General features: G+C 45.8%; 17 protein-coding genes and 1 riboswitch. Of the genes, 1 reads left to right on the forward strand and 16 read right to left on the reverse strand.

From position 1 onward, the window contains the following. Positions 1-10: 10 nt before the first annotated feature. From E0496_RS34800 to E0496_RS34860, 13 genes are all read right to left on the reverse strand, one after another. The gene (locus tag E0496_RS34800) at positions 11-580 is read right to left on the reverse strand and encodes a hypothetical protein (RefSeq protein ID WP_206669943.1); all 570 of its coding nucleotides are present in this window, start codon (positions 578-580) and stop codon (positions 11-13) included. A gap of 160 nt (positions 581-740) precedes the next feature. Beyond that, on the reverse strand, positions 741-1,949 hold the full coding sequence (locus E0496_RS34805; RefSeq protein ID WP_141506474.1) for a flagellin N-terminal helical domain-containing protein: 1,209 nt from the start codon (positions 1,947-1,949) through the stop codon (positions 741-743). A 141-nt stretch (positions 1,950-2,090) separates the two neighbouring features. Further along, entirely contained in the window at positions 2,091-2,315 is a 225-nt protein-coding gene (gene csrA / locus E0496_RS34810; RefSeq protein ID WP_141506475.1) for a carbon storage regulator CsrA, read from the reverse strand. Between the two features lie 14 nt (positions 2,316-2,329). Then, entirely contained in the window at positions 2,330-2,722 is a 393-nt protein-coding gene (gene fliW, locus E0496_RS34815) for a flagellar assembly protein FliW (RefSeq protein ID WP_141506476.1), read from the reverse strand. A gap of 99 nt (positions 2,723-2,821) precedes the next feature. Next, positions 2,822-3,388, reverse strand: a complete 567-nt coding sequence (locus E0496_RS34820; RefSeq protein ID WP_141506477.1) for a DUF6470 family protein — start codon at positions 3,386-3,388, stop codon at positions 2,822-2,824. Positions 3,389-3,400: 12 nt separating this feature from the next. Further along, positions 3,401-4,372 carry a flagellar hook-associated protein FlgL gene (flgL, locus tag E0496_RS34825; RefSeq protein ID WP_141506478.1) on the reverse strand — a complete coding sequence of 324 codons (972 nt, stop codon included), beginning with the start codon at positions 4,370-4,372 and terminating at the stop codon, positions 3,401-3,403. A 19-nt stretch (positions 4,373-4,391) separates the two neighbouring features. Then, positions 4,392-5,951, reverse strand: coding sequence for a flagellar hook-associated protein FlgK (gene flgK, locus E0496_RS34830; RefSeq protein WP_141506479.1), 1,560 nt, complete (start codon positions 5,949-5,951; stop codon positions 4,392-4,394). A gap of 17 nt (positions 5,952-5,968) precedes the next feature. Then, a complete protein-coding gene (locus E0496_RS34835) occupies positions 5,969-6,472 on the reverse strand; it encodes a flagellar protein FlgN (protein WP_141506480.1) in 504 nt (167 codons plus the stop codon). A gap of 8 nt (positions 6,473-6,480) precedes the next feature. Continuing rightward, a complete protein-coding gene (gene flgM / locus E0496_RS34840; RefSeq protein WP_141506481.1) occupies positions 6,481-6,747 on the reverse strand; it encodes a flagellar biosynthesis anti-sigma factor FlgM in 267 nt (88 codons plus the stop codon). Positions 6,748-6,858: 111 nt separating this feature from the next. Next, complete coding sequence (locus E0496_RS34845) at positions 6,859-7,275, reverse strand: TIGR03826 family flagellar region protein (RefSeq protein WP_141506482.1); 417 nt, start codon at positions 7,273-7,275, stop codon at positions 6,859-6,861. A gap of 114 nt (positions 7,276-7,389) precedes the next feature. Beyond that, positions 7,390-8,280 carry a ComF family protein gene (locus tag E0496_RS34850; protein ID WP_141506483.1) on the reverse strand — a complete coding sequence of 297 codons (891 nt, stop codon included), beginning with the start codon at positions 8,278-8,280 and terminating at the stop codon, positions 7,390-7,392. Further along, the gene (locus E0496_RS34855) at positions 8,277-10,394 is read right to left on the reverse strand and encodes an ATP-dependent helicase ComFA (protein ID WP_141506484.1); all 2,118 of its coding nucleotides are present in this window, start codon (positions 10,392-10,394) and stop codon (positions 8,277-8,279) included. The genes E0496_RS34850 and E0496_RS34855 overlap by 4 nt, the downstream gene beginning before the upstream one ends. A 184-nt stretch (positions 10,395-10,578) precedes the next feature. Beyond that, positions 10,579-11,040, reverse strand: a complete 462-nt coding sequence (locus E0496_RS34860; protein WP_141506485.1) for a hypothetical protein — start codon at positions 11,038-11,040, stop codon at positions 10,579-10,581. 249 nt (positions 11,041-11,289) lie between these two features. After that, positions 11,290-11,374, forward strand: a riboswitch (cyclic di-GMP riboswitch). A 31-nt stretch (positions 11,375-11,405) separates the two neighbouring features. Between E0496_RS34860 and E0496_RS34865 the strand changes: the two genes are divergently transcribed. Continuing rightward, positions 11,406-13,085 carry a SpaA isopeptide-forming pilin-related protein gene (locus E0496_RS34865; RefSeq protein WP_141506486.1) on the forward strand — a complete coding sequence of 560 codons (1,680 nt, stop codon included), beginning with the start codon at positions 11,406-11,408 and terminating at the stop codon, positions 13,083-13,085. 214 nt (positions 13,086-13,299) lie between these two features. On the opposite strand, the gene E0496_RS34870 is transcribed toward E0496_RS34865, so the two are convergent. From E0496_RS34870 to E0496_RS34880, 3 genes are all read right to left on the reverse strand, one after another. Beyond that, positions 13,300-14,028 carry a response regulator gene (locus tag E0496_RS34870; protein ID WP_139997030.1) on the reverse strand — a complete coding sequence of 243 codons (729 nt, stop codon included), beginning with the start codon at positions 14,026-14,028 and terminating at the stop codon, positions 13,300-13,302. Positions 14,029-14,035: 7 nt separating this feature from the next. Further along, positions 14,036-15,196: a sensor histidine kinase gene (locus E0496_RS34875; RefSeq protein ID WP_141506487.1), complete on the reverse strand. Its 1,161-nt coding sequence runs from the start codon at positions 15,194-15,196 to the stop codon at positions 14,036-14,038. Between the two features lie 76 nt (positions 15,197-15,272). Beyond that, complete coding sequence (locus E0496_RS34880; protein ID WP_141506488.1) at positions 15,273-17,981, reverse strand: stalk domain-containing protein; 2,709 nt, start codon at positions 17,979-17,981, stop codon at positions 15,273-15,275. Positions 17,982-18,030: the final 49 nt, after the last annotated feature.

Consider the following 18,030-nt stretch of genomic DNA (forward strand, 5'->3'; position numbering starts at 1 on the left):
CTCACAATTTCTAATTATTTATATTTTCTAGTTGTTTCAATATGATTGAGTAGTAAGGTTTAATTTCGTACATTAAAATATCTGCCATTAGAATAGAATCATGATTTTCTACTGCTGTATTTAGCTCTTTTAATACATCAAGTAATGAGTTTCCTTCACTTAATTGTACAGTACTAGTTATAAATTCTATTGCTGTGATTAACCAGCTCGCACCTTCAATAAAATCAGTAAACAGATCCCATCTTATTTCAATTCCTGATTTGTATAGATTATTTATCAATATATCCATCGCTGGTAGAGCTCTCTCTAAATATTGTATCATCTCAACGATCATCTCAGTTTCTAATTCTTTCTTTGTCCTTACATCTAAGATAATTGAATTGATTTTTCCGAGATTTTTTAAAATTGTTTCATCATAATTGTCACTAATATGTATTCCATCTATATTCATACTTGTTAATATGTAATCTTTTTCTACGATTAACTGATGAATAGCTGATATAACTTTATCTACAGAAACAGATTCTTCTAACATTACAATTTCTTTATTTTTACAAAAGATGTTCACTGTTTCAATCACCTGACTTATCATATTTTATAAATATTCATTAGTAATATGAGAATTTTACATTCTACTAAACAAGTTGTTATTCTTTCTATTTTAAATCAAACAACCTGTATAGATAAATTCTATACAGGTTGTTTTTACTGCGTATTCCTTGAAAAATAACTAAATTTAATTATCTTAGAAGTTGTAGAACGCCTTGTGGTTGTTGGTTAGCTTGAGCAAGCATAGCTTGTGCAGCTTGAGTAAGGATGTTGTTCTTCGTGAACTCCATCATTTCTTTCGCCATATCTACATCGCGGATACGGGACTCAGCAGCAGTCAAGTTCTCAGAAGCAGCACCCAAGTTGCTGATTGTGTGCTCAAGACGGTTTTGCATTGCACCAAGTGAGCTACGTTGCGATGAAACTTTAGTCAACGCATTGTTAACTGTTTCAATTGCTGTTGCAGCGCCAAACTTAGATGAGATATCAATATCCTTCACACCGATAGCTTCAGCACGCATATCTCCAACGGAGATGAATGCTGTTTGACCTGAGTTTGCGCCAATTTGAGTCATAATTGAGCTATCCAAGTCACTGCTAGCAACTTCTGCTTTACCGAATACCAATGTAATGCTTTCTCCAACCTTCATGTTTCCAAGGCCACCAACTGCTAGAGTTACTGCTGCAGTTTTAGTTGTTCCAGTGCCGCCACTCACTGTTGCAATACCGCTACTCGAAAGAGTCAACTTTGTAGTATTAGTTCCTGCAAGTTCTGTTCCATCTGGTCCAATGATTTTAAAGTCTGCTGCAGTAAATGTACCGGAAGTAGCTTCAGCAGTTTTCACGATCATATAGGCACCATTTACACCGGATTCTGTATCAAGTGCTGTGTTAAAAGCATCAATATTTGCTTTAGTAATATTAACCGAAGAGTTGTTATTAACAGATCCTGTACCTTTAACTGCATCCGTTACACCCTTAGCAGAGCCGTCAAGCAATTTCTTTGTATTGAACTCTGTAGTGTTACCAATACGGTCAAGCTCAGTGATCAGTTGCTTAACTTCAGCTTGAAGCTCTTTACGATCGGAATCCGTGTTTGTATCGTTGGACGATTGAACAGAAAGCTCACGCATACGTTGCAAAATGCTGTGAGTTTCGCTTAGTGCGCCCTCAGCTGTTTGGATCAATGAAATGCTGTCTTGCGCGTTTTTGGAAGCCATGTCCAAACCGCGGATTTGACCACGCATTTTTTCGGAGATAGCAAGACCTGCTGCATCGTCGCCTGCACGGTTAATACGAAGACCGGAAGACAATTTTTCAAGAGATTTTTGTGCTCCACCATTGTTGATTCCCAGTTGACGGCTAGTATTAAGAGCCGCGATATTGTGATTAATACGCATTGTTATTTCCTCCTTGAAATAGGTTCGATTATCCGCATCCTTGCGGAAGCTTACGATAATAGTTCGGCCGCCCTATCATCGTGCTAATATATATATCGGCTGTATTTTTCATTTTTTTATAGCTAAACGGTAAAATACAGATTATTTTTTAAATAATTTGGACATGTTCTCTAATGTTATTGAGCTTGCTGCTGCTGCACGGTTTTCCTCTTGAATGCTGAGGTAAATTTCTTTCCTATAAATATTAACTTCCTTTGGCGCTCGAATGCCTAATTTCACATTTTCGCCTTCTACGCCAAGTACCACGATCTCAATGCCACCATCGATCATAATGGACTCATTGCTTTTACGGGATAAAACAAGCATGTCGTTTAACCTCCTTATTCTCTAATGAGTGGGGTGCGTGGACTGTATGTAGAATCATGAAGAATGAGCTGTTTGCCTTGATTATTTTTTGTATTTAACACGATTGGAGCCATCAAATTAATCGTCGCTTTTGATGGGTCCTCCAATACCGTTACAATCGTCCATATTTGAATATCTCCTTCTACCTGTAACTTCAACTCTTCCTTAGAGGACTCCGGTAAGTCCCACTCATATTCCGGGTAGAACAAAAATGGGCTTGTCACTAATAATGAAACATCCTGATCATCAACAGCCTTCATTAACTTCATGGGAAGATCATCGCCAATCTCTACAAACACAAATTGCTGCAAGTGCTCAAAACCAGGTATACCTTGTGAAAAATGATACGCTACTGTTTCAATTCGCATAATAAAGCCTCCTTATATAAACATCAATAATTTATTAAAATAAAAACTATAGACCACCTGCGTGTTACGCAACGGTCTATAGTTTTTTTAAAATATTCTTTATAACAATTGATCGATTTGCGGGGGGGTAATTTCAACCTTTGGATATTGACTCATATAAATATCTAACTTGCCGCGCTCATATTCAAGTATAGGTTTATTAACCTGTACATTAATATTCACTTTCCCAGGTGATGTTTCTATTGAAAGTTCTGCTGGTGTATAGTTCATATCTATATTATCAAATGATGCTGGTCCACGGAAATCAAATTCCGGAAATGTCCGTTGCCATTCTCGTGCCATCTCTGCAATAGGATTTCCACCTAAGTGGATAGATGCCATTTGATCGCCTTTTTGTACAATTCGCGCAATCCCTTGTAAAGCAATATCTGATGCCATTGAATAAATCTTACTCATGGTTTCTAAATTATTGCCCAAACCCAAGGCATCCCATACACGATCCTGATTAATATCCAACCGTCCTCTTGTAGTAGACATTTGTAGTTGAGACTTAGCTTGCTCAATATCCACAGTAGGTCGAGGCTGCTCTATTTGTTGCTTTCCAATATCTGCATCGATTGACAAAACAGCATGTTGAAGATGCATTTGAATAGAAGGGATCTGCATATCATCGCCGTCCTATCTTAAAAAGTCAACGAGACTCGGACGAATAAGCTGTGCTCCAACCGATAGTGAAGCTTGATATACATTTTCCTCTGTTTTAAGATTTGTAATCACTTGCGTGATATCGGCATCTTCTGTCTTTGCTTGAACAGTTTGTAAATTCAAGTCAATGTCGTTCAAACGATTTTCAATAATTTCTACTCGATTTATCCGTGCCCCAACCTCAGCACGTTTCGTAAGCATCGTATTCATACGCGTATCGATTTGACTTAATAAGCCGGTTATTCCTTGCTGATCACCAGAGTTCAACATGTCATGAGCCCTTTGGAGCAGTACAAAAACATTATCACTTGCTTCAATTTCCGCTTGGGTAGCGGTTGGGGAGAGATTATCACCAAACACTTCATTGCCTGTTGTATTGATTTTCAGACTCATTCCCGCCGAAAGTTCATATTTAATAACACCATTATCCGTGCTCGTGTGATAAGCCTTGAGTTTAGGAGGATCTGCTGATAGATCCACAGCTTCATCCAATGCTGTTGCAGGATAAGGCTTCACTCCTGTAAATTCACCATTAAACACTTGCTTTCCATTAAACTGGCTGTTTCCAATCTCAACCATTTGATTATACAGTTGAGAAATCTCAGTTTTAATCGCGCTAAGACTAGTTTGCTCGAGTGTTCCATTTGCTCCTTGAACTAGCAGTTCTCTTGCCCTCTGCATAATATCACCCGCTTGGCCGACAGTCGTGTCTGTATATTGAAGCATTGAAATGGTAGCATCCACATTTCGAGTGTATTGATCATTAGCGTCCAGCTCACTTCGATATCGAAGCGCAAAAGTAATGCCCACAGGGTCATCTGAAGGCTTATTAATTTTCATTCCGGTTGACAGCTGATTTTGAAGATTGTTCATACGTCCCATATTGTTTGAAATGTTACGAAGCAGTTGAGTATTCATCATCGATTGCGTAACGCGACTTGACATTATTCTTCACCTCCAACTTTTATAGTCCTACTCGTCCCATCCCGTTAATAACCTTATCCAATATTTCATCAATCATTGTCATATTACGAGCTGCGGCGTTATAAGCATGTTGGAATTTAATCATATTGGACATTTCCTCATCTAGAGAAACTCCGCTTACCGATTGCCTGCGAGATTCCACTTGGTCAACGATAATTTGTTGATTCGTCTGCAAGCGTGTCGCTTCAGCAGCTTGTACACCAAGCTGTCCAACAACTGAACGAAAATAGGCATCTACCGTATTTTTATTTTCTCCAGTTCCCGCGTCAAAGTCGAACCGCGTGTCTCTCATCTGGGAGAACAATACCGCCAAGGAGTTATTACCACTCACAACAGATTCCGAGCCGTCTGCATTTGTAACCACACGCATGGAAGAAGCAATTAGATTGGAATTTGCAACAATAGCTGGATTGAGCGTAATATTTCCTGCGGTCAGACCCGTTGTTCCGCCTGCCTTATTTGTGAAAAACGGTAAGCCCGCGTCTTGACCCGCCAAGGAGTAGCCAAGCTGGTGTAATCCATTCAAACCCTTCACAGTAACCGTCGTATCGTCAGCTAATGTACGATTTGTTCCTGTGTACGTGACATTATTCAATACAGTACCCTCTGGCAATACGGAACCCTTAGGCAATGTAATTTCAAATTCTCCACTCGCCATCGTTTGAACAAGCTTATCCAATTCGTTAATATACCCATCAACAAAGTGATCTCTTGAATATATTGTTCCATAAATGGCTCCACTATTTAAATCTCCTGAAGCCACTGCAGTAGTAACCGACGCCATATCCAATTCTGCTGTTGCTGTGCCTTGAACAAGCTCAGTACCGCCCATTGTGATTCTATAACCGTTTGCGTCCTCTTCTACTCGAATATTTATCAGGCCAGAAAGCTGATCCGTAATGAGGTCCCGCTGATCCCTCAAGTCATTTGCATTATCGCCTAAGCCTTCTACACGACGAATTTCACCATTCAACTGAGCAATACTGGTGGTTATCGAATTAACAGTATTCAAATTAATTTGCGCATTCTCCGTCAAATCAGTTTTCAAATCAGCAAGCTGCTTGGATGTGTAGTTAAAAGAATCTACTAAAGCCATCGTTTGTTCCATAACAACTTTGCGGCCATCCGCATTTTCCGGGTTTTTACTAAGATCCGACCATGAATTCCAGAAGTTCGAAATCACCGTTCTTAATCCAGTATCACTGGGTTCGTTTACAATTCCTTCTAATTTAGAGAGTGTATCGAGTTGTACCGTAAAATTTCCATGGGATTTATATTCATTTCGATATTGATTATCCAGAAATTTCTCTCTGATCCGTGTAATTGAAGATGCTTCAACACCTGTACCCAGTTGACCTGCTGCTGTCGATTTCGAGAAGCCAACTGCCTCTATAGGCCTGGAAGCCGTCATATTCACGACTTGCCTTGAATATCCAAGCGTGTTTGCATTTGCAATGTTATGTCCCGTCGTATTTAAAGCCGATTGCGTTGTAAAAAGGCTCCGCCGCGCTGTCTCCAAACCATGAAATGTCGATGCCATCGTTCTACACTCTCCTCTTACAATTTCATATTAAAGCGATTGCCACGTTTCAAAGCCATCCCTTGTACAGCCCGATGATAAGTCGCTTCGTCCTCTGTCGGTCCAAGCAGCAAATCCTCTGTAAAATGCAAATGCTCCAGCGTCATCCTTACAAGCTGTTGATTAAACTCGTTAATATCCTGAAGCTGCTGAAGAGCGGCCGATAACTCTTGCCATAAAGTTTGTAGTTGCTGCTTCTCATTGGCATGGTAAACAGCTTGTATAAGCTTCTCCATTTTAAAAGAACGATGACTGCTCAGCTTTTGGTCCAGCATATATTTTCCGATCAGAAAGACCCGCCGTTGCTCAAGCTCCAAAATGCGCTGAAGACATTTCTTTTCCTTGTTTGAAATGTACGAAATCGTCTCTACATTGTTCACGGTAATTGCTGTTGTCTTCGCATTGCCGTATTCAATCAGCTGCCGGTGCTCGTCTAGTAGCTCTTGCAAAATCTCGATTATTTGCTGGATGTACTCATTCATTTAGAGAACTACTCCTTCAAGTAGGGAAGCAGCTTCTCGGCGATCTTGCCGGCTTCCACATGGTATGTGCCCGATGCCACCGAGCTTTTCAACTGTTCGATATGTGCCGTTCTGTCTGCCCCGCTTATTTTGCTCGTCGTCAGCATCTCCTTGGCAGCAGCCGATATTTGAACTTCATCCTTCTGCTTAGCCTTGTTTGCCCCGCTCGCTTTCATCTCGTTTTGCTTCTGGTATGGATTAAGCGCTCCAATACGATTCGTCTCATTTATTTTCATTTTATCCACCTCATTATTTACAAGAACTAAAAAAGCCGATTACCTTTACAAGTATTATCGGCTTCAGTCAAGTGAAATTTTATAGTCGAGAAAATATTAGCTTAAAATCAATTATTTATCCTTATATCTGTCAAGCCCTTTATATACGCCAGTTGCTTTATCGAAGCCTCTTAATTGCTCTTTCTTCGCCAAATCTTCAAACATGTTTTTCTTATCCTTCTCAATGCGGTGACGGCAATTATCACATAAATGGTGCTCACGGATGAGCGTTCCACAGGATTCGCAAGGATAAGACATATTCGGAGCATTCATAATGGAGATGCGACCCTCACGGATGAATTTAGTAATCTGCTTAATAGATACGCCAGTAGCATCAGATACCTCGGTAATAATCGAACCCTTGAATTCCCGCAAAAAATTTGCGCAAAGCTCGTACTCTTTATCAATGTCACGTAGGCATGACGGGCACACATCTCTAAAATTTTTGGCAAACAGCTTTCCGCAGCGAGGACAATTGTCTAAATTCATCGCGCTGAGCCCCCCTTTTTCGTTCAAACTAGTGATCTATTATTCTCATTCTAATCGATAGTGTTAACTTTTTCACTACCTATCTATCTGTTAACCTTCTACATCATCAATGCGCTAGGAGCGAGCCCATGTTAAAACGTAGATCTTCAAAGGAGCTTCTATCTCTCGTTTTAATATCTGAGCGCAAGCCTCTGCCGTGCTTCCTGTTGTATATATATCGTCAACCAACAGAATTCTTATGAATTCGCTAACATTATGCGACTTCTCCGAGGAAGCGGAGGACATTATCCGAATACGATCAAGCTCCACCTCATTTAAGCTAAAAAGAGCTTTCGTATCCCGCATTCTCTCCGAACGCGACTTGAAGCTTTGCTTCTCGGAGTGTCTGGCCCGCTGCAGCAGGTGTACAAGAGGCACACGGTAATGCCCACCCAAGTGGCTCGCCAACTGCTCCGCTTGATTAAATCCCCGCTCTATCGCCCGCTCTGCGCTAACTGGCACGTACGTGACGGCATCCCAGTAGTCGGCTGGGTTTCGCTTGGCTGCCTTGCTTTTAGTTGCGGTGCAAGCTTCCATGGGCAATTCAGCGGTCATAGCTTCAAAGACCGGAAACAGCATATCGCCTAGCAACGGCGCTAATTGCTCGTTTCCCCGGTATTTATAGAGGGCGAGCATCTCCTTCATGGCTGGGTTATAGCGGACCGCGCTGCGGTTGCAGACGAACGCACGCTGCGGACTGCGGATGCAGTCATCGCAAGGGATGCCTCGCCCGCAGCGAGTACATGCGATGCGGGTGAGCCATGGGATTGCGGAGAGGCACGCTCCGCAAAGGGACTGCCGAAGCTGGGAAGTCAGCTTCGCTTGGCTCGCAGTGGCCGCGCTGCGAGCCGAGTCATGCGGTTTGCCGCAAAGCAGGCAAACCGCTGAACGTGGAGCGAGCAGCTGCGCGGCAGTGGCGAAAGCGGCCGGAAGGCGCTGAAGCCAGCTTATAGGCGAGGCTTTCATTTGGCCGAGCCTCCTTTGCTTGTAGGGAGCAGGAAGCCCTGCTTGCGAGCCATGCGGTTCATGGTTTGGATGTGACGCACGGCTGAGAGCTGCGCACGGTTGCGCTCCCGGCTGCAAAAATACACCTGCCCAAACGGATCATCCGCCGACCGTCCAGCTCTACCTGCCATTTGGACTAATGAGGCCTCGTCAAATAAAGCGCCATCTGCGTCGAGAATATAGACATCGCTTTTTGGAATGGTGACGCCTCTTTCTAATATTGTCGTCGTAACTAGCACTCTAATTTCGCGTGAGCGAAATCGCCTCACCTTGTCCGTACGCTCTGCGTCCTGCGAAGAAGTCGCTTCTACAAAAGAGTGCTGTAATCGATTGCGCAGCATCGCCGCCATAGGCTCGGTCTGGGCAATTTTCTGCACGAATACGAACAGCTGGGCACCACGTTTCAGGGAACCCAGCATCGCCGCCTGCAGTTTGACAGTCAACTTCTGCTGCTGAAGCATTTGCAAAACCGTCGGCGTTTGATATAACTTCGGAACGGGCAGCGGATGACGATGATACCGCACCGGTACCCTCGCATGCTGGAGCTTACCGCGCCGGGCCGCGCGCTGCAGTTCGCTTGGCGGCGTGGCAGATAGCAGCAGCCTTGCAGCTCCGGGTGCACAGCTCTTGTCCGCTGCGTAATGAAGAATTTTGTCTCCCACAAATGGAAAAGCATCGAGCTCATCTACGATAACCAAATCAAAGCAGCGATAAAAGCGAAGCAGTTGATGAGTGGTAGCGAGCGTAATATCCCCACTTTCCCAGCGCTGTTCGCTGCCGCCGTAAAGGGTAACGACTGAGGCATCAGGAAAAGCTTTTCGGATTCGCGGGTCCAGCTCAATCACAACATCGCGGCGTGGCGTAGCAATGAGCGCTCTCCCGCCCCGCAGCAACACCGATTCCACCAATGGAAATATCATTTCCGTCTTTCCCGCTCCCGTAACCGCCCATAGCAGATAATCCCTTGCTGGAGCAGCTTCATCCCAGCTGGTTTGCATCGGATTGGGAGCCTGTTTTTCTACAAAGCTTAGTGCCGTTGCCGCCGCAGCGGTCTGCGCAGGGCTAAGCCCCCACTTGGCTAGCCGCTGCTCCACCGAGGTCTGAAGCACCGGCGGACGGCTCTCCAATTGCAAGCTGCGATGCCCCGTCGCGAGCAGCTCACACTCCCGGCTCCGCCCCATCCCAATGCACGCCGTACAATAGGCGCACTCCCGCCCGCACGCAGCACATGCCGTGCGGTGCAGCAGCGCCTCACCGCTCCCGCAGCGCTGGCACCTGCGCTCGCGCCTGCGGCGCCTCAAAGCGTCCGATCGCCCGCCAGCACCGGCGGCGACCGATCCGCTGAGGCGGACCCGCCCGAGCAGCGCGGCCAGCTGAAGCACTCCGCTCCAGCCTGCCGCGGCGCCGGGACCGGCCGCCCTGAGGAGCAGGGCGTGCGCCTCGCTTCGCAATAGCGCACGTCCCTGCATCACATCTGCGGCAAGCAGCGCCCATCCCGCAAGCTCTTCAAGCCCAAGGACCTCCCTCCCCCTATCGAACTGCTTGTCTCCCGTTCCCTCTCTGTTTAACCTCGCCTCTCCTGGCAATTGACTTGCCAAATAATCCTCACTCACACTTCCCCCTCTAGTCTCATGCCCCTGAGTCACCCACATCTCACCTAATGGCAGCAAGCTCTCCCTACTCGTCTCCATATCGCGCGGCCCTCCTCGCTGCCACCACCTGTTGTTAGTGGTTCCGCCAACCTGAGCAGCCTCTCGCCTCACCTCCTCGGAGCAAGCCAGCAGCTGCTTAACGGCTCGGAGTAAACTCTTGTCACCAGCATAAGTAAGCCTACTTCCTTGTTCGTTCCCGCTCCTCCTCTTACTAGCCATGCCCCAAAGCTCAACGACACGACAGGCATCACCAAGTGGCAGCTCCTCTTTCATCATCCAACCGGAATCGGCAAGCTTACCATTCAAATTTCCATAATGCCCGTAGCTCCCCACTAACCAATAATGCTTGTCTACCACTGAATTAATCGTCAGCCGTGCTTCCCATGCTCCGCTTAACTCCACGATATATACTTGAGCCTTCATTTACGCTCACTCCCCTTTCATCATTTCAACATCAGAAAGTTAATCGGAGCTCTTGCCATAACCACGAAAGACAGCGAGGGGCACTTTGTTTTGTACAATTTCAAACAAAAAAGACACACCCAACAACGCAGCCTGCGTTATGGAGTGTGCCTCACCCTGAATATTGAATTACCCAAATTATATCTTAAAATGGCATCTTCGACAAATCCGTTGGGTTTTGCAAATCAACGAGCACCGCATGGTCAGCCTGCGAAACAATACCTTCAGCCTGAAGCATCCACAGCAGCTGCGTCCCGTCTATATCTGCTACTTGTGAGCGCTTACCATCCTTCTTCGATGCTTCCGGTATTAGCTCCTCGTGATGTACATTGACCTCTCTGCCGCCCCTCGCCAGACGTTCAACAATCGCGCGTGTTTCCTCCGTGACTCCCCGATCCACGATGGTTAAACGAACATTCCTGCCCATCCGCTTCGAAAAAGAAAACAACGAGCGTACGTACCATTCGATATTTTTGTGGCTAACGTCCGCAATCAGCACATAATGCTTGCTGCTTTGCTGTTTTCTCCGCCAGATGCGATAAGCCAGATGCACGGATAACGCAGCCAGAACATAGCAGCCGATGACTAAAATCAGAAGCTCAAACATAGCGGCCACCTCCTCTTTGTGACACTATATGCCGCAAAGAGCCCATCGGTTACGCGATCCGTGGACAAGACGACAAAATGTGCAGAATACACCGAGAAATGCCCGCATAGATTTAAAATTAACAGTCAAATTACGACAAAGAAACACCCTTGAGCAATTCACAATATATGTTATTATCTTACTACATCCTTGCAATCCGTACGTTTGCGAGCAGATAGAACGGGGAGAAGGTGGACATCAAATATCTTTAACAGCCAGGGAAGCGATGATATATAATCTGCAATTTGGACACTTAGATTATATGGAGCGAGTAGTGTAACCGGCCCTCTTAGAACCACACACCTAATCTAAGAGGAGAGTGTATCATGCGTGATTTAAAAAAGCGGATATCATTAAGCTTGGCTTTTCTGTTATTGTTTTCACTGGCGCTCGGCTCTCTCGCTACAGCAGAAGCCTTAAATACCGGTGGATCTGCCGTTACCGAACCTCCAATAGAAAACAGCTGTTCGGAGTACTCGACCAACCGCGATTTTGTTATTGCGAACCATTCCAATATTGTAGTGAATGGTGACGGAACCGCAACAGCAACGTTTCAAACCACACAAGACTGTGTAAGAGTCAGCTTCTCTTCCTATGAAGCCGCACCCGATTGGATCGCCGGCCCTAATGATCTTACCATCCCTTATAACAAGCAAACTCATTTTGACGGGCAGTCCATAATTTACCCAAAAGCTGGAACCCATACCGTCACCATCAATATTCCCAAGTGCCTTCCTTATCAATTGGATATATACAGCGGTTTACTGCTCATTAACCTAGGTACTGGCGCACATGGAGACAAAATCAAAGCTTGGAAGCTGAAGCTTCAGAATACCTGCTCAGGCAGCATTGTGATTAATAAACATTTAAACAATGCAGAAGGCGCTCCGCATGCAGGCATTACCTTTGAACTTTGGAAAGACGGTAAGCTCGTCCAAAGCGGAGTCACTGGAAGCAATGGCGTTTTGCAATTTAATAATCTTCCCATTGGTACTTATACGCTGAAGGAGCTCACTCTCGATGGCTTCACCACCGACCTAAGCGTAGAGGAACGGATTCCGGTTACAGTGGATTCATCCGCACTAAAAATCGTAATTAACACGCCTAAATTAAATTTAATTGCCGCTTGCTCTGCAGATCCAAACAAATCTAGAACTTGGATTGTAAGCAACGAAAGCAATATTGACGTTCCATACACTTGGGGAATTCCGGATACCACCCAAACAGGTACAGGCAGCATCCCTGCAAAAACCTCTGTAACCATTACAACAAATGCTGTTCCAGGCTCCAACACTTTGAAAGTCTATTGGAGCAACGAAAAAGAGCTTACTCTAGTAAGCGCGGGAGAGACTTGCCCAACACCAACACCATCTACTACTCCTTCACCTACACCTGAGACTACGCCTACAGTTCCACCATCTGCTTCACCTTCACCATCACCAGAGACTACGCCTACAGTTCCACCATCTGCTTCACCTTCACCATCACCAGAGACTACACCTACAGTTCCACCATCTGCTTCACCATCACCGTCACCTGAGACTACACCTACAGTTCCACCATCTGCTTCACCATCACCATCACCTGAGACTACGCCTACAGTTCCGCCATCTGCTACACCTACACCAGAGTCTACGCCTACTTCAACGCCTAACAACACACCAGGTACAACACCACCATCTTCGCCACCGGTTACTTCATCACCAACACCAACGACCACTACTACTACTACGCCTGTAGCATCGCCGACGGCTCCGCCTTCAGATCCTCCATCGGCTGAACCAACAACAATCGTTGAAATCGACGATGAGGATACTCCGATCGGCGGTGTCAATGCTGGAACCGATGATGATATTGATACCGTGATTGACTCTGAGGACGATCAGGTCCCACTGGCCACACTGCCTAAAACAGGGGATACCAGTCCAATTCCTTACTATCTTCTAGGTGCGTTTGCCATATCAGCTGGATTCCTCACGCTGCGTAAGCAAAGAAAACAAAGGTAAGGCCATTTAGCCGAATACGACTTCTATCCTCTCCGAGGCTGCGACAAGCAGCTTCGGATTTTATTTTTTAACAGCGGCAGCTTAAACTCTAGTGAATGTAAAAAAGAAATCCCGCATCAACTGATGCGGGATTTCTTTTTTATTATATGTACCATACAGCTCTCAAAAACTCAGTATGCTGCGTTCCCAGCTTAAGTGCTTTTGCGAAATTGCTTTACAATGTCACCCAGCCATATTTAATCGACTGAATAACAGCTTGCGTGCGATCGTCAACTTCCATTTTTTGCAAAATGCTGCTGACATGGTTTTTAACCGTTTTTTCGCTGATAAACAAAAATTCTCCGATAAGCTTATTGCTTTTGCCTTCAGCCATCAGTCTTAACACCTCAGCCTCACGGCGAGTCAGCGGGCTTTCATCACCTGCAACGAACTTCACGCCTGGCTCTTGAGCGGCTGCAGCTCCTGATACGATTCCCATCTCATCAAGGTAAGTCATCCGGCGCAGTTGATTAATCAGCTTGCCCGTCACTTTCGGATGGATATAAGCGTGGCCTTGTACAACAGAGCGAATCGCATTGATCAGCGACTCCGCTTCCATATCCTTCAGCAAGTAGCCAGTGGCTCCTTTGCGAAGAGTCTCGAACACATAGCTCTCATCATCATGAATAGATAGAATGATAACCTTCACATCAGGAAATAAGCTCTTCAGACGCTCTGTCGTTACGACACCGTTCTCGATCGGCATATTAATATCCATCAAAACGATTTCTGGAATCGTATGATTGCAAAACTCCATCACTTGAATGCCGTCTCCGCACTCGCCAATGACTTCAAGATCGTCTTCCATATTCAGAATCCGTTTGAGTCCTTCGCGAAATAGCTGGTGGTCATCCGCAAGTAAAATTTTGATTGTATTCACATTGCTTGCAGGTTTCTGGATCATCATCATCTTACTCCTTTCTAGATTCGGCAGTAGTAGGTATTTCTATCATAATTTTCGTCCCTCTACCGGGATTTGAGTCTATATCCATCCTTCCCTCTATCAGCTCGATACGTTCTCTCATCCCGACCAAACCAAAATGTGCGTTTCGGGTAGATTCCTGCTCGATTAACTCGCTGTGAAATCCAATGCCGTTGTCCTGAATAATAAGTGAAATTTGACTCGGCTGATAGTTGATTTCGAGCAATACATGAGAAGCACTCGCATGCTTTAGGGCATTGGTAAAGGCTTCCTGAACCAAGCGGTAAATCGCCGCTTCCATTGCAGAGGGCATTCGGGCTTCTTTACCAATCAACTCGAATACGGTATGTATTTTCGTTTTTTCTTCAAAATCCTGCGTAAACTTGCGCAGCGTCGGAACAAGACCCAAATCATCCAGCGCCATGGGACGCAAATTGAAAATAATTTTGCGAATTTCCTCTAGTCCGGAGCGAACCTGCCCTTTCAAATCTACTAATTCTTCCTGTACCATCACAAATTCCTGCTTGATAAGCATACGTTCTGCAATTTCTGTTCGAAGAACGATATTGGCTAGAGACTGTGCGGGGCCGTCATGTATTTCTCTAGCGATCCGCTTGCGCTCTTCCTCCTGGGCTAGAATAATTTTCAAGCCCAGTAGTTGCCTGGTTTTGGCGGACTCCAATATCCTCGTAACCTGATTCAGGTCACCAGCCAAATACTCGAGCACCACATTAATTTGGGAAGCAATCGTTTCAGCACGCTCAATGGAGTTCTCCACATTCCGAACGCGTTTTTGCAAATCGTCCCTACGTGCCTTCAAATAGGATTCTTTCTCACGGTACACCATCAAATCCAACTGAATTTGTGTTGCCTTCTCATAGGCCGACTTAATATCATCTTCCTTGTAGCGGACAAAATCACGGCTTACTTCCGTCAATCGAATACGCGCACGGCGATAATCCTGCTCGAGCTGATCGACCTTGTCGATCGTCTTGACCGTTTCCTGAAGCACAACCTCTAGCTCCTGCTCAAGCGACTCCAGCTCCGTACGCGCCGATTCACATATTTCATAAATCTGGTATTTGCTGTCTTCCATGACTTCGATTGCATTTTTAATCACTCTATTTATATCTACAGTAAGGTGGTCCACAATAGATCGGCAACCTTTCTTTATTAAAGGTTAATCTACTCTATCATACCACAGATTGGAACGATTTCGTCCATCGTTAATCGATGGTAATCTTTTTAGTCTTGGCGTCGTAGGCCACTTTAAGCCCCAGTTTCTCTGAGAATAAACGGACTGGGATTAAAGTACGATTGTTACGTACGATCGGGACTATGTCTGAGGACTGACGCACACCATTCAGTATCAGATCCTTTTTACCTATAGTCATCGCGAGCAGCTTATTGCCGCGCAATACCGTAATTTGGCCTGTGTTTCCATCGAACAGCAGCTTGGAGCCCATGGCATCCGATACGAATCGAACGGGCACATAGGTCGTACCTGCCAGCACAAGCGGAGCCGCATCCAGCTTAAGCGCTTTTCCGCTAATCGATGCTGCCGTGCTGCCAACCGTCATTTCAACCTTAGCCTTTGAATCTACCGTAACCGTAGGTGGATATTGAAGCTTCATATTATCTAGTCCAATTGAACCAGAGGCTGACCGTTCGTCCTGGCCTTCGGCAATCGTCACAACATAGATGCGTTTCAGCTTAACCGGGAATTTCATACCTTGGGATGACAGGTTTACTTTTACATTTTTCCAGCCGTTCCAATCGAGCTGCTTGGCCAAATCAAGCAAATGAGCTTTGCCATCCGCATCAATAAATTCTGCACGCACCCAATTTAAGCTGTTATCGCTGTACAGATCAACTGTCATTGAGGTTGGCGAGCCTTCAATTGTACGGCCAGATGTGTTGAACACGGCGTAAGAAGCTTTCGTCCCCGTGCCGTTTGTAAAATCATAATCTATTTTCAAAGCTTTCGCCGTTGTCTGTCCCGGTAAATCAGACACCAGCTTCACGCTGCCTGCTGTTTCTGCTGGCGTCACTTGCGAGGTTATCGGATATGTGGATTTCTCAAAATCCTCAAACGTGCTTACCGCTTCGCCCTGCGTAAATGGAATCATCACCGGATAGCCATCATACCGAGCGATTGCATAACCCGTTGTCGCGCCAGCTGTTACCGATTGTACAGTTAGCGTGTCGCCGCTCACAGCAGCGGTAAAGCCGACAAACTCCCATTTTACAGAGTCTCCGCTCAGCTTGTGGGTACTACCGTTCTTGAGTTTGAGAGTCAGTGGTACAGAAACCGTAGCTCCCTTAGCCAATACTCCTGCTGCTGTATCGATCGTTAACGAAGCAATTTGGTCTTGTCCGACTACCTCCACCTCTTGCTTAGTCGTAACGGCGCCGGACTTCACGGTTATCGTTGTTTTCCCTGCCTTCGTCGCCGTAAATTCATTTCCTTTGAACGTTCCAACTGCTTTGTCAGCACTCCATGCCGCGCCTGCATTATCAACCTCATAAGGGTTGTAATAATTGTCGTAACCCGTTAGGGCATAGGAAGTTTTCTGGCCGATAACTAGCGACTTAGCTCCACTTACAAAGATGCCTTTAAGCGTTCCTTTCGGAGCAGAAGTGAATATGCCTATTCCATTAGCAACGCTCCTCTGCGTAGTGCCATATTGCGTAGAATGGGAAAGCTGCAGCAAATTACTGCCCAGCGGACGCTCAACCATCGTAGTCGAACCGCCGCCATCGAGGTTCACGCCTTTATGTATGCTAAGCTGCACCATGATCTGCTGAAGCTCCTTTAAGCTTACACCCGTGTTACTGCCACTCCGTTCACTTGTAATGAGATACACTTTCGTTCCATCTTTGGAGTAACCAATACCCGAACGAGAGGTGTAGGAGGATCCACTAACTCCTGTAACGTCCCGTGAGAAGGTTGTAGCTGCTCCTGCATTAACCAATAGGGTATGGCCGCCTGCCATCATTTCAAAGGAGGTTGGATCTGCTTTTGCACCCGTCGTCTGAGAAACAAGCGAATAGTTCGCCGTAATCGTTTGACCGATTTGCAAATGCTCCTTCACATACGTTGCTGCAAGGCCATGTGTTCGCAAAATATAACCATCCGTCGGCGCCTGACCAGCAATCGCTTTGTCGATCGAAATTTCCTCGATAACGCCATTGCGAACCAGCACCTCTGTTGGTGTCGACCCTGAGTTTTTCGGACGCTCCGCGCCGCCCCAGGCACTTGTATAGATATACATCATATTTACATGGCTGAATCCCGTTCCCGTCGTCTCCGGAACGTAAGCTGATTGATTAAGGCCTTCCAGCGGAAAAGTAGAGCCATCAGCTGCGGTCACCATTCCTTCAAAGTTATACGCATCGATCATCGGCTTGCGATCCTTCGATATCGAGAATGCGTACATGCCCGTCAGCTTGGATGGGCTTGACATAAACGTGCCGCCAGTCACCTGCGCGCCCATCGGCGCTCCTTCATTGCCCATTACAAAAATGTCGGCATTGATGGCTGCTACTGCTCCATTTTCCTTTGCCATATTGAGTATGGTGTTCACTTGTCCAATGCTATTATTTTTTCCGCTCATCGCATTTAGCGATACGTAGGGATTGGTTAGATCAATTTCGATGACATGCACATCGGTTTGCACCTTTGAGCTACCTCGTGTGGTATGAAAGACGTAATCCAGACGTTTGGCTCCTGCGGTTACAAACGATTGCTGGGACAGCTTCAGTACAGGATCACTAGCTGCTGCCTCTGTAGATTCAATAACTGCCGCCTTCCAATTGCCAGGAAGGACTGAAGCAAGCGGCTGCGCGAGCAATGCCCCGCCTAATACAACTATGATGACTCGTTTCCCCAAGCTCTCCGTCTGCCTACCGATGATTTTGTAAACCTTACCCATGAGTTTAGCAACTCTCCCATCTCATAATCTAATAGTTATAGACTACAAG

The organism is Paenibacillus luteus (assembly GCF_006542765.1).
GTDB classification, from domain to species: Bacteria; Bacillota; Bacilli; order Paenibacillales; family Paenibacillaceae; genus Pristimantibacillus; species Pristimantibacillus luteus.